The 10,889-nt window shown below is 69.6% G+C and carries 14 protein-coding genes; 7 read left to right on the top strand and 7 right to left on the bottom strand.

Going from position 1 to position 10,889, the window contains the following annotated elements; translation table 11 throughout:
• Positions 1-134 precede the first annotated feature (134 nt).
• Together ACFWZU_RS16070 and ACFWZU_RS16065 are read right to left on the bottom strand one after the other, a co-directional pair.
• Entirely contained in the window at positions 135-296 is a 162-nt protein-coding gene (locus ACFWZU_RS16070; RefSeq protein WP_439702528.1) for a hypothetical protein, read from the bottom strand.
• A 337-nt stretch (positions 297-633) separates the two neighbouring features.
• Positions 634-1,002, bottom strand: coding sequence for a DUF1328 domain-containing protein (locus ACFWZU_RS16065; RefSeq protein ID WP_439702527.1), 369 nt, complete (start codon positions 1,000-1,002; stop codon positions 634-636).
• Positions 1,003-1,147: 145 nt separating this feature from the next.
• Here ACFWZU_RS16065 and ACFWZU_RS16060 point away from each other — a divergent pair, with 145 nt between their 5' ends.
• On the top strand, positions 1,148-1,843 hold the full coding sequence (locus tag ACFWZU_RS16060) for an NAD-dependent epimerase/dehydratase family protein (RefSeq protein ID WP_439702526.1): 696 nt from the start codon (positions 1,148-1,150) through the stop codon (positions 1,841-1,843).
• A gap of 18 nt (positions 1,844-1,861) precedes the next feature.
• On the opposite strand, the gene ACFWZU_RS16055 is transcribed toward ACFWZU_RS16060, so the two are convergent.
• Both ACFWZU_RS16055 and ACFWZU_RS16050 read right to left on the bottom strand, forming a co-directional pair.
• Positions 1,862-3,913 (bottom strand): M13 family metallopeptidase, encoded by a 2,052-nt coding sequence (locus ACFWZU_RS16055; protein WP_439702525.1) that lies wholly within the window; start codon positions 3,911-3,913, stop codon positions 1,862-1,864.
• 94 nt (positions 3,914-4,007) lie between these two features.
• Complete coding sequence (locus ACFWZU_RS16050; RefSeq protein ID WP_439702524.1) at positions 4,008-4,445, bottom strand: DNA methylase; 438 nt, start codon at positions 4,443-4,445, stop codon at positions 4,008-4,010.
• Between the two features lie 327 nt (positions 4,446-4,772).
• Between ACFWZU_RS16050 and ACFWZU_RS16045 the strand changes: the two genes are divergently transcribed.
• From ACFWZU_RS16045 to ACFWZU_RS16025, 5 genes are all read left to right on the top strand, one after another.
• Positions 4,773-5,432 (top strand): DUF3348 domain-containing protein, encoded by a 660-nt coding sequence (locus ACFWZU_RS16045; protein ID WP_439702523.1) that lies wholly within the window; start codon positions 4,773-4,775, stop codon positions 5,430-5,432.
• 11 nt (positions 5,433-5,443) lie between these two features.
• On the top strand, positions 5,444-7,540 hold the full coding sequence (locus tag ACFWZU_RS16040) for a DUF802 domain-containing protein (RefSeq protein ID WP_439702522.1): 2,097 nt from the start codon (positions 5,444-5,446) through the stop codon (positions 7,538-7,540).
• 67 nt (positions 7,541-7,607) lie between these two features.
• On the top strand, positions 7,608-8,261 hold the full coding sequence (locus tag ACFWZU_RS16035) for an OmpA family protein (RefSeq protein WP_439702521.1): 654 nt from the start codon (positions 7,608-7,610) through the stop codon (positions 8,259-8,261).
• A complete protein-coding gene (locus tag ACFWZU_RS16030) occupies positions 8,251-8,769 on the top strand; it encodes a DUF2894 domain-containing protein (RefSeq protein WP_439702520.1) in 519 nt (172 codons plus the stop codon). The genes ACFWZU_RS16035 and ACFWZU_RS16030 overlap by 11 nt, the downstream gene beginning before the upstream one ends.
• A 146-nt stretch (positions 8,770-8,915) precedes the next feature.
• A complete protein-coding gene (locus ACFWZU_RS16025) occupies positions 8,916-9,155 on the top strand; it encodes a hypothetical protein (protein WP_439702519.1) in 240 nt (79 codons plus the stop codon).
• A 111-nt stretch (positions 9,156-9,266) separates the two neighbouring features.
• Here the strand turns inward: ACFWZU_RS16025 and ACFWZU_RS16020 are convergent, their stop codons facing one another.
• The gene (locus ACFWZU_RS16020; RefSeq protein WP_439702518.1) at positions 9,267-9,467 is read right to left on the bottom strand and encodes a hypothetical protein; all 201 of its coding nucleotides are present in this window, start codon (positions 9,465-9,467) and stop codon (positions 9,267-9,269) included.
• An 11-nt stretch (positions 9,468-9,478) separates the two neighbouring features.
• Between ACFWZU_RS16020 and ACFWZU_RS16015 the strand changes: the two genes are divergently transcribed.
• Entirely contained in the window at positions 9,479-9,910 is a 432-nt protein-coding gene (locus tag ACFWZU_RS16015; RefSeq protein WP_439702531.1) for an alpha/beta hydrolase, read from the top strand.
• A gap of 93 nt (positions 9,911-10,003) precedes the next feature.
• Here the strand turns inward: ACFWZU_RS16015 and ACFWZU_RS16010 are convergent, their stop codons facing one another.
• Both ACFWZU_RS16010 and ACFWZU_RS16005 read right to left on the bottom strand, forming a co-directional pair.
• Positions 10,004-10,492: an SRPBCC family protein gene (locus ACFWZU_RS16010; protein WP_439702517.1), complete on the bottom strand. Its 489-nt coding sequence runs from the start codon at positions 10,490-10,492 to the stop codon at positions 10,004-10,006.
• Positions 10,489-10,830, bottom strand: coding sequence for an ArsR/SmtB family transcription factor (locus ACFWZU_RS16005; protein ID WP_439702516.1), 342 nt, complete (start codon positions 10,828-10,830; stop codon positions 10,489-10,491). The genes ACFWZU_RS16010 and ACFWZU_RS16005 overlap by 4 nt, the downstream gene beginning before the upstream one ends.
• Between the last annotated feature and the right edge of the window lie 59 nt (positions 10,831-10,889).

The raw sequence follows: 10,889 nt of genomic DNA, 5'->3' as shown, positions 1-10,889 counted from the left end.
CCCCCCCCGGGCGCCCCCGGGGGCGCCACCGCCATCGGCACGACCTGCGAGGCGTCGCCGTGCACCGCGAACGCGCACAGGTGCGCTCCTGCACGGGGGGTGTGCCGGCAGCAGCGGCAGCATGTGCTCGCGGCTCAACAGAGCGATCGCTTGTTGCCCGGGGCGGCCGGATCGATCCAGCACAACGCGGCAATCGCCACCTGCGCCACGGGCTGGCCGCGCACGTCCGCCGTGTAGTCCGCCGCCTCCACCGGACCTCCCGGCTCGTGGCGGCTGCCGCAGGCAACCGATGGCAAATCGACCAAGCCTGTGCCGATCGGCAGCCGCCTTATCCCGCGAAATCAGACGCGGCTACCGGTTCCTCGCGCGCGGCAGCCCGCCTTTTTCACAGGCTGCCCTGAGATCGCCCATCGGAGGGCGGCGAGCCTGCCACGTGCGCCGATGAGCCGCTCACCGACGCGGACAGATTCAAGGCCGAGGGCATCGGCTAGATCGACGCCCTACCCCCGCCCTGTAGCGCCGTGCCAGGGGCGCTGGCGAAGCAGCGCGGTTCGAGCGCACGCGTCGTGCGATCAGCGGCGCACCTTGCGGGTGCGTTCGCTCGGCTGAAACGCGTCGCCCGCCTTGCGCCGGTCAGAAAATGCTGAGCACCCCGAGCACGCCGAGCAGTGCCAGCACGAACAGGATGACGAAGATCACGAACAGGATTTTCGCGATGGTGCCGGCGATGCCGGACAGCGTCCCAAAGCCCAGCCAGCCGGCGATGAGCGAAACGATGGCAAGAATGATGGCCCAGGTAAGCACAGGCTTCTCTCCTTGGGGGCTAGGGCGCAGGACAGCGATCACTGCGCGTGAAAGGAAACAGCGGAGGCACCGGGCCCAACCTACGGGCGCTACCGTGAACACGTTGCGCAGGAAATCGCAAAGGCAGGCGCGCTGGCGCGCACCGGCATGACTCACCGGGGCACTCGGCGCCGGCACGCAGGGCACGTCGTGCTCCATGGGCTTCCCGTGCCAGCCACCTGCGCCAACGAGCCTGACCAACGGGCACAACCGATGGCGTGGCCAAGCCGGCGCGTGGCGTCTTCGCATCGGCATCCCCGGAGCGGGCTATGCTCACGGGCACGGTCACGAGTGGAGACGACCCATGCGGATCCTCATCACCGGCGCAACCGGCCTGGTTGGCCAGGGCGTGCTGCGCGAGTGCCTGCGTGCCCCGGACGTGGCGCAGGTGGTCGCATTGGGGCGACACGCCACCGGCATCCAGGACTCGCGGCTGCAGGACCTGCTCTGTCCGGATTTCGCCAAGGTCGAAACGCTGGGCGACCGGCTGGCCGGTTTCGACGCCTGCCTCTACTGCGCCGGCGCACCGCTGGTGGGAATCACCGCGGAGGCTTATCGCCACGTCACGCTCACGCTGACACTGAAGGTGGCCGAGGCCTTCGCCCGGCACAATCCGGAGGGCCGCTTCCTCTACATCTCCGGCGCCTATTCGGACCCGGGCAGCCGGATGATGGTGGCAAGGGCCAAGGGCGAGACCGAGCGCGCCCTGGCCGCCCTGCCGGTCACCACGGTGATGCTGCGGCCCGGCGGCATCCGCCCGGTGGAGGGCATCCGTTCCTCGCACAAGCCGCTGGACCTTCTCTACCGGCTCGGCTCGCCCGCCCTGGCCCTGGCCGTGCGCCTGCTGCCCGGCCAGATGACCACGACCGCCCGCGTGGGCCGGGCGATGCTGGCCCTGGCCCGCGATCCGTCGCCGCCAGCGGTGGTGGAGAACGATGCGATCAATCGCCTCGGGCGCGAGCCTTCGCCCGAGGGAACGGCACCCAGGCCCGTTCCCTGACGGGCAGCCCGGGCCTGGTCACCAGATGCGCACGCGATCCTGCGGCGCACGCCACATCGGCTGGCCCGGCTTCACGTCGAACGCCTCGTAGAACGCGGGGATGTTCGACATCGGCCCGAGCACGCGCCACTTGGCCGGGGCATGCACGTCCGACAGCAGGCGCTGGCGCAGCCGCTGCTCGCGCTGCTGGCTCATCCAGCCCAGCGCGTAGCCGAGGAAGTAGCGCTGCGTCGGCGTCAGCCCGCCGATCTTCCTGCCTTCCTTGAACTGCGCGGTCTTCTCGAACGCCTCCAGGCCCAGCAGCACGCCGCCGTAATCGGCGATGTTCTCGCCCAGGCTGGCCTTGCCGTTGATGTGCAGGCCCGGCAGTGGCTCGTAGGCATTGAACTGGTCGACCATCTTCTGCGCCGCGGCGTTGAAGCGCTCCGCGTCCTGCGCCGTCCACCAGCCCGACAGGTTGCCCTGCGCGTCGTACTGGCGGCCCTGGTCGTCGAAGCCGTGGGTGATCTCGTGGCCGATCGTGCTGGCGGCGACGTAGCCGTAGGCGACCGCGTCGTCGACCTGGTCATCGGGCACGCCCGGCACCATGAAGATCGCCGCAGGCAGCACGATCTCGTTGTTGGACGGGTTGTAGTACGCGTTGTACGTCTGCGGGGTCATGTCCCATTCGGTGCGGTCGACCGGCTTGCCGAACTTGGACAGGTTGTCCTGGAACTGCCAGCGGCGGGCCGCCATGACGTTCGCCGCATAGGACTCGCGCCCCACCACCAGCGCCGAATAGTCCTTCCACTTGTCGGGGTAGCCGACTTTGGGCGTGACCGCGGCGAGCTTGGCCAGTGCCCTGGCCCTGGTCTGGGGGCTCATCCAGTCGAGGCGCTCGATGCGGTCGTGGAAGGTGCCGCGGATCGCCTCGACCATCGCCTCGTAGCGCTGCTTGGATGCGGCCGGGAAGTACTGCTTGACGAAGATGCGCCCGAGCACCATGCCCATGGCGTCGTTCTCCTCGTCCAGCGCGCGTTTCCAGCGTGGGCGCTGCTCCTGCTGGCCGGACATCGCGCGGCCGTGGAAGTCGAAGTACTCCTCGTCCAGCGCACTGGACAGGAACGGTGCGTAGCCGTCCACGAGGTGATAGCGCAGGTAGTCCTTGAGCACCGGCAGCGGCGTCTCGCGCAGCAGCCGGTCCTCGGCGGCAAAGAACTCCGGCTGGCCGACGATCACGTAGGACGGGTGGATGCCCCATCCCGCCAGCCTTGCGTTCCAGTCGATCGACGGCGTGTATTTCGCGGTGAAGTCCGCCGGTGCCATCTTGTTGTAGTTCTTCTCCGGATCGCGCAGGTCCTCGAGCTTGCGCGAGGCCTTCGCCAACGCGGTCTCGAAGGCCATCACCTGCGTGGCTGCCGCCCTCGCCGCGGCCGGGTCGCGACCGAGCAGCTCGAAAGTGCGCGCCATGTGCTCGACGTACGCGGCGCGGATCTTCGCCACGCCCTTTTCCGGATTGAAGTAGAAGTCGCGCTCGGGCAAACCCAGGCCGCCCTGATGGATCTGCACCGCCATCGTGGCGCTGTCCTTGTCGTCCTGCGCGACGCCGATGCGGAACAGCGCGCGACCGCCGATCGGCGTGAGCGAGAACACGGTATCGAGCACGCCGGCGGGCGAGGCGATCGCGTCGATGCGCGCCAGTTCGGCATGCAGCGGCTGCAGCCCGAGCCGGTCGGCCTTCGCCACGTCCATGGCGGTGGCCCAGAAATCGCCGATCTTCTGCTGATCGCTGCCGGGGGCGGCCTTCTGCTTCGCCGCGGACTCGCTGATGCCGCGCAACCGCGCATACAACTCGTCGTCCACCTCGTTGCCGATGCCCCACGCCGCCTCGGAGGCCGGGATCGGATGGGCCTTCAGCCAGGCACCATTGGCGTACTGGAAGAAGTCCACGCCCGGGTCGACCGATGTGTCGATGTGCGAGGCGAGGAAGTCCCTGGTCGGTGCAGCGTCCGCGGCCAGCGCGCCAGCCGAGGCGAAGGCCAGCGCCGCCGACAGCAACGTCGTGCGGAAAGATTTTGCCGTGCGGATCATTGGAGCTTTCCGGGAAAGAGGTCGCGCGACTTTGCACGCAGCCGGGCTCATTTGGAAGCCTCGAAGATCACGGCCTCCGCCGTCGCACCGCGGATCAGCGCGGGAACAGCGCCGGTCCGGCCTCGCGCATGAATATGCCGACGGTCACCGGGCCGACGCCCTTGAACTGGCGCAACCGGTGCTCGAAGTCCTCCCGGTTGCCGGCGGCTTCGAAGAGGCCGAGCACGCGGCCCTGGTAGTGCTCCATCAGCATCCGGCACATCAACGACAGGCGTTCGGCGGTCGAATGGTCGTAGCGCGCATAGCCGCCTTCGCCGAGCATCCTGACCAGCTGGCCATGGGTACAACGGCAAAGCTTGCCCGGCGTATCCAGCCCATGGGCTTCCACCAGCACGCGCCACGTGGCGGCGGCCACGTTCTGACCAATCCGCTTGCCGAACAGGAAGCTCGCCAGCAGCCATTTGAACAGGCTCGCCTCGTCCTCCGCCCGCACGCGGATGCCCAGGTCGGCGGCGCTCAGGTAAGCGTTCATGGCGCCTCTTCGGACGAAACGGGACCGGGCCGGTCCATTGACGGTATGGGAGCCGATCCCGCATCCGGTCCGCGTCAAAGGCCCGCGGACCTGGCACCCAGGGCCGGCAAGGCCGGCCCTGGCGCGCCGCTCCAGTCGAAATCGTGCAGTCGTTTGTCCAGCGCATCGCGCACTTCGGAGCCCTTCCCGTTCTCCAGGAACCCGATCAACGGTCGCCGTTGCGCCGCAGAAGCGGCCGCCCAACCGGGGCACGTTTTCCCCGTGACAGCAGCAATTGCCACCACACCGGCCAGCGTCGCGCTAAACTATTGGTTTTGCCCGAAAAGCATGCCGCAAGCTGCACTCCGCCCAACCGTCCGCGGGCCCACGTTCATCCGCCTGCTGGCGCGACTGGCCGGGGTCGACGTGGCCGCGCCCGGCCAGTCGCTCCCCGACCGGCTCGGCCAGTGGCTGGACTGGAACCACGCGCTGTCGCTCGCTGCGGCGCTGGATGGCAAACCGGCCGTGGCGGAGACCGCCACGCCGGTCCCGGGCGACCTGCACGCCGAGTGCGCGCGGGCACGCGAGGTGCTGGCGTCGGCGATCGCGGACGAGCCCTTGCTCGCTCCCGGTGCGCCGGCCGATCCCGGCCTGGACTACGCCGCCTTCCGCCAGCTTTGCCTCGCCCGCCAGCGCGCCCTCCAGGCCACCACCGGCCGCCTGCGCGGCAAGTTGCGCGACGCGCTCATGCAAGCCTCGCCCGGGCTGGCCCGGCTGGCCGAGGTGGACGCGGTGATGGAGGCGGCGCTCACACCGCGCGAGCACGCCCTGCTGGCCAGGCTGCCCGAGCTGCTCGGCCAGCGCTTCGAACGCCTGCGCGCCGTCGGGAATGCCTCCTCCACCTGGCTCGACGGCTTCCGCCGCGACATGCAAAGCGTGTTGCTGGCGGAGCTGGATCTTCGTTTCCAACCGGTCGACGCGCTGCTTGCCGCGCTTCGCACCCCCTGATGCGGTTCTCCATGTCCAAACGTCTGCTTCTTCTGTCCGTGTTCGCGCTGGGCCTCGTCGCCATCGGCTGGATCGTCATCGGCTACCTCGGCAGCAACCCGCTCGGCATGGCCGTCGCGCTGCTGATCGGCGCCTGCTACCTCGCGGGCGCGTTCGAATTGCTCCGCTACCGGCAGGCCACCTTCACGCTGCAGCAGGCGGTCGATGAGCTGGTCGAACCGCCCGCCGATTTCGGCCGCTGGCTGGAGCGCCTGCACCCTGCCCTGCGCCATCCGGTGCGCCTGCGCGTCGAAGGCGAGCGCGCCGCCCTGCCCGCGCCGGCGATGACGCCCTACCTGGTCGGCTTGCTGGTGCTGCTGGGCATGCTCGGGACCCTGCTCGGCATGATGGCCACGCTTCGCGGCACCGGCACGGCGCTCGGCAGCGCCAGCGACCTGCAGGCGATCCGCGGCTCGCTCGCGGCGCCGGTCAACGGCCTGGCCTTCGCCTTCGGCACCTCGATCGCCGGCGTCGCCAGCTCGGCGATGCTCGGCCTGCTCTCCGCGCTGGTGCGCCGCGAGCGGCTGCAGGCGGTGCAGGCGCTGGACGGGAAGATCGCCACCACGCTGCGCGTGCACTCGCAGGCGCACCAGCGCGAGGAAGCCTTCCGCCTGTTGCAGCAGCAGGCTGTCGCGATGCCCGCGCTGGTCGACCGCCTGCAGGCGATGGCCGCCACGCTGGAACAGCAAACCGCGGATGCCCACGCGCGCCAGCACGCCGACCGGGAAGCCTTCCACCGCCATACCGAGGAGGCGTACACGCGCCTGGCCCGCTCGGTCGAACAAGCGCTGCAGGCAAGCGTGAGCGACAGCGCACGCACCGCCGGCAGCGTGCTGCAGCCGGTGGTCGAATCCACCCTGGCCAGCCTCGCCCGCGAGAGCGCCGCCATCCAGGCGAGCGTGGGCGAGGCCGTGCAGCGCCAGCTCGACGGCCTGGCGAGCGGGTTCGACACCACCGCGCGCACCGTCACCGGCATCTGGAACGACGCGCTGGCCGAGCACCGGCAGGCCAATGAAGCCCACGCGCAGGCGCTCGGCGATGCCCTCACCCGCTTCGCCGACACCTTCGAACAGCGCTCCTCGGCCCTGCTCGATGGCGTCGCCACGCGCCTGGACGCGAGCGCCGGCCGCGCGGCCGACGCCTGGCAGAGCGCGCTGTCGAAACAGGACGCGGTCCACGCCGAACTGGCCGACCGCAACCGGCAGGCCCTGGCCGCCGCCAGCGAAACCTTCGAATCGCACGCGGCCGCGCTGGTGCAGGCGGTCAACCGCTCGCACGCGCAACTGCAGTCGGCACTGGAGGCGCGCGACGAGGTACGCCTGTCCGCCTGGGCGCAGAAGCTCGACGGCCTCGCCACCGAACTGGGCGCGCAGTGGAACGCGGCCGGCGACGCCACGGCCAGCCGCCAGCAGGCCATCTGCGACACGCTGGAACACACGGCCGCCGCTGTCGCCGCCCGAACCGAAGCCGCCGCCAGCCAGACCCTCGCCGAGATCGCCCGCCTGGTCGAAGCCGCGTCCGAAGCGCCACGGGTGGCCGCCGAAGTGGTCGGCGAGCTGCGCCAGAAGCTTTCCGACAGCATGGTCCGCGACACCGCCATGCTGGAGGAACGCAGCCGCCTGCTGGCCACGCTCGAAACCCTGCTCGACGCCGTCAACCACGCCTCCACCGAGCAGCGCAGCGCGGTCGACGCGCTGGTCAGCACCTCGGCCGAACTGCTCGACCGCGTCGGCAACCGCTTTGCCGCGCAGATCGAAGCCGAAACCGGCAAGCTCGACACGGCGGCCGCGCAGGTCACCGCCAGCGCCGTCGAAGTCGCGAGCCTGGGCGAAGCCTTCGGCGCCGGCGTGGCACAGTTCGGCCAGGCCAACGACGTGCTGATGGAACGCCTGCAGCAGATCGCCGGCGCGCTCGATGCCTCGCTCGCGCGCAGCGACGAGCAGTTGGCCTACTACGTGGCGCAGGCCAGGGAAGTCGTCGAACTGAGCGTGCTCTCTCAGCAGCAGATCATCGCGGACATGCAGCAGTTGGCCGGTCGCCGCGCGACGACCAGGGCGGCCAAGGCATGAATTTCCACCCGCTCTTCGAGGGCGCAGTTCCTTGCAGGAGTGCAACGTCTGCGCGCTGGTGCACACCATGAGCAACGACGTCGAGTTCGAAGGGGAATCCACGGCCCCCATCTGGGCCTTCGGCGACCTGATGTCGGTGCTGCTGGGCGCGTTCGTGCTGATCCTGGTCGGCGTCATCGGCGTACAGCTGCAGCTTTCGCACAAGCTGGAGGTGGCCGAGAAACAGCGCCTGGCCGAGCAGCAACGCCGCACTACGCTGGAGCAGGCGCTTGCCACGCCGCTGGCGCAGGGCCGCGTGACCCTGGTGAACGGCCGCATCGGCATCCGCGGCAACCTGCTGTTCGCGCTCAACTCCGACCAGTTGCAGCCCGAGGGTCGCGAGCTCATCCGGAGCCTTGCCGCGCCGCTGGCGCAGTATCTGCAGTCGCGCGACGAACTGCTGATGGTCAGCGGCTTCACCGACGACCAGCCCGTGCACGGCGACAACCGCCAGTTCGCCGACAACTGGGAGCTCTCCGCCCAGCGCGCACTCACCGTCACCCGCGCGCTGATCGCCGCAGGCGTCCCCGCCGACGCGGTGTTCGCCGCCGCCTTCGGCGCGCAGCAGCCGGTCAGCGCCAACGCGGACGAGGCCGGGCGCGCGAGAAACCGCCGCGTGGAAATCGCCCCGATTCCGCGCTCCTCGGCCGCCAACGCCCCGCCCACGGACCATGCGCCCTGACGCCGCCCCGACCATCCGTGCGCAGCTGATCACGGCCATGGAACAGCGCGCCGCCCGCCTCGACGGCGAAGCACGGCGCGTGTTGGAGGAACGGCTGGCCGACCTGCGCGCACAGGATGCCGACGAGCCGGCGGGTGCATGCGCCAACGCAAGCCCGGCGCGCCCGCTGCGCGAGCTCCTCGACCTTCTCGCCGGTGAGGACACCGCGGCGCGGAACGCCTACCCGGAAGTTCCGGCGCTTGCCGGGTTCCGCGCGCTCTGGTCGACCCTTCGCGCCGATAGCCAGCTCCGGCAGACCGTCGCCCACACACCCGCCGACGCCGGTCCGCTCAACTCCACCGCGCTGGCCAGCCGCGCCATCGCGCTGATGCGCGACCTGTCGCCGGCCTACCTGCGCTCGTTTCTTGCCTATGTGGACGACCTCGCGTGGCTGGAGCAGATCGGCAGCGAAAGCCCCGCAAGCGCATCTGGCGCAGCGAAGCGCACCCGCCGCAAGCCCCGGACGTGAATGACCGGGCGGGACCCCGTCACCGTTCGCCGGCGAGCGCACCAAGGCCCGATCGCCTGCCCGCCTGACGCGGATCAAGGCGACCACCGCGCCGCCCGGGAAACATCAGGCGCAGCAAAAGCGAAGCGCGAAGCGAGGCCTGCACGATGGAATTCCATATCGCACTTACCGATGCCAGCCCCCGCGCCGAGGTCGTCCAGGACGCCCTGTTCGACATCGACCCGAGTGCGCTGGTCGACCTGGACATGAGCGGGCTGGTCATGCGGATCTCGTCCTGGGTGCCGGTGCGCGACCTGGTCGAGGTGCTGCAGCGCACCGGCTGGGCCGTGAAGCAGGAGCAGGTGGTACAGCTGCCCAGCATCTGCTGCGGCGGCTGTTCGGGCTGACGGCGGGCAGAATCCCGGTCTGCGAAGGCGTTGCACGAGCGCACCTGTGCGCGACCGCCATGTCGAGCCACGCGGCACCGTTGAACATGGCGGTCGCGCACAGGTGCGCTCCTACAGGTGGGCCCCGCGCTTCAACTCTTCGCGCGCGGACAGGGGCACCGGGGCGAGCCGCTCGGCCACGGCCACGCAGGCGTCTGCAAGCCGGGCACCGGCTCGCTTGAGATTTGCCTCGGATACCCCGGCATAGCTGAGTACGAGCGTGACGTGGCCGGGCGGCGTGTCGTGGAAGCGTTCGGCGGAGCGGATGCGCACGTCGGAACCTACTGGGCCACGGCGCATCCACCCTGCTGGACAAGTGCCAGGACTGGCCGTGGCAGCCCGCGCTCGATCGTGTGCTGGAGACGCATACGCGGGTGCATGCGCTGATGGTGCAGAACGAGTTCGACCCGTCCACGCCCTACTCCGAAGCACTCAAGGACCGCCGCCAGGACGGCCATGCGGCGCGCATGGTGCTGGTCGACAACGCCGCCACCCACGCTGCCATGTTCGACGACAACGCGTGCACCACCGACGCGGAATTCGGCTACCTCAACGCCGGCGTCATGCCTGCCAGGGACGTCATCTGCCAGGCCAGGCCGATGCACTCCTTCGCCATGCAGGACACCGTGACCTACGAATACGGCCATCCCACGGCGGGCTGGTGGCTGCCGCCACCGCCGAACGTCCACCAGGCGAGCTGGCGGCTGGTGCCCTGAGTCGCCGGGGACGTTGCAAAGGTGGAGGCCGCGATGGCCTCCGCCTGTTTTGCTGATCCGCCGAACCGGCCAGCCGTCCCTTTCAATCGCGGACTACTTCATCGATGCGACGTGCTCGACCAGTTGATCGAGCGCGATATCGGTGCCCTCTTTCCAGCCGGATTCCTTGTTGGCGACAACGTCGGCCTCGTTCCGGTGCAGCGCGGTGAAGACGTAACGCGTCCCGGTTCCGTGCGGCTCCAGCGTCATGATGGCGGTGATCGGGACGTCATCGAAGACCGCCGGGCGATAGCCGGGGAACAACATCGACGTCCAGACCAGCCGCTCCATCGGCACGGCTTCCAGGACGCAGCCGAGGTTGGGAACCTCCTGGCCGTCGCCGACCGCGATGTCGATGCTGAAAACACCGCCCGGCCGGACGTCCATCTCACAGCGCGCCACGCGTCCCCAAGCCTTGGGCATGTACCACTCCTTGAGATGCTCCGGCTTGGTCAAGGCCTCCCAGACCAGTCGCGGCGGGGCATCGACGAACCGTTCGAAGACGATGTCGAGCTTGGGATCGAACGCGGGTTGCTTGCTCATGCCTGCGATTCCTTTTCCTTGAGTTGTCTGACGTACGCGTCGAACCGGTCGAGCCGGGATTCCCACAACTGGCGCCGCTCGGCGAGCCAGTCCTCCGCCACCTTGAACCGTTCCGGCGCGATCTCGTAGGTGCGCACCCTTCCCTGCTTCGTGGACTTCACCAGGCGACTGTGTTCGAGCACCGCCAGGTGCTGCACGAACGAGGGGAGCTTCATGTCGAACGGCGCCGCCAGCTCGCTGACCGTGGCCGGCCCGCTGAACAGCTGTTCCAGGACCTGTCGCCGGGTGGTGTTGGACAGGGCATAGAAGACGTCGTCGACGACGGCGGAGGGGTTCATCTGGCTGACGGTCGCTCGCGTGGCGGATCGGTTCCGACGGGCGCAGTCTGGCAGCGCGA

It is taken from the genome of Frateuria sp. GZRR33 (assembly GCF_051900425.1).
Lineage (GTDB): Bacteria > Pseudomonadota > Gammaproteobacteria > Xanthomonadales > Rhodanobacteraceae > Frateuria_A.
This window is presented reverse-complemented; position numbering and strand designations above follow the sequence as displayed.

Coding starts and splice junctions, on each gene's coding strand:
- ACFWZU_RS16065 (WP_439702527.1), bottom strand. CDS start 1,002: ATGGAGCACGACGTGCCCTGCGTGCCGGCGCCGAGTGCCCCGGTGAGT.
- ACFWZU_RS16060 (WP_439702526.1), top strand. CDS start 1,148: ATGCGGATCCTCATCACCGGCGCAACCGGCCTGGTTGGCCAGGGCGTG.
- ACFWZU_RS16055 (WP_439702525.1), bottom strand. CDS start 3,913: ATGATCCGCACGGCAAAATCTTTCCGCACGACGTTGCTGTCGGCGGCG.
- ACFWZU_RS16050 (WP_439702524.1), bottom strand. CDS start 4,445: ATGAACGCTTACCTGAGCGCCGCCGACCTGGGCATCCGCGTGCGGGCG.
- ACFWZU_RS16045 (WP_439702523.1), top strand. CDS start 4,773: ATGCCGCAAGCTGCACTCCGCCCAACCGTCCGCGGGCCCACGTTCATC.
- ACFWZU_RS16040 (WP_439702522.1), top strand. CDS start 5,444: ATGTCCAAACGTCTGCTTCTTCTGTCCGTGTTCGCGCTGGGCCTCGTC.
- ACFWZU_RS16035 (WP_439702521.1), top strand. CDS start 7,608: ATGAGCAACGACGTCGAGTTCGAAGGGGAATCCACGGCCCCCATCTGG.
- ACFWZU_RS16030 (WP_439702520.1), top strand. CDS start 8,251: ATGCGCCCTGACGCCGCCCCGACCATCCGTGCGCAGCTGATCACGGCC.
- ACFWZU_RS16025 (WP_439702519.1), top strand. CDS start 8,916: ATGGAATTCCATATCGCACTTACCGATGCCAGCCCCCGCGCCGAGGTC.
- ACFWZU_RS16010 (WP_439702517.1), bottom strand. CDS start 10,492: ATGAGCAAGCAACCCGCGTTCGATCCCAAGCTCGACATCGTCTTCGAA.
- ACFWZU_RS16005 (WP_439702516.1), bottom strand. CDS start 10,830: ATGAACCCCTCCGCCGTCGTCGACGACGTCTTCTATGCCCTGTCCAAC.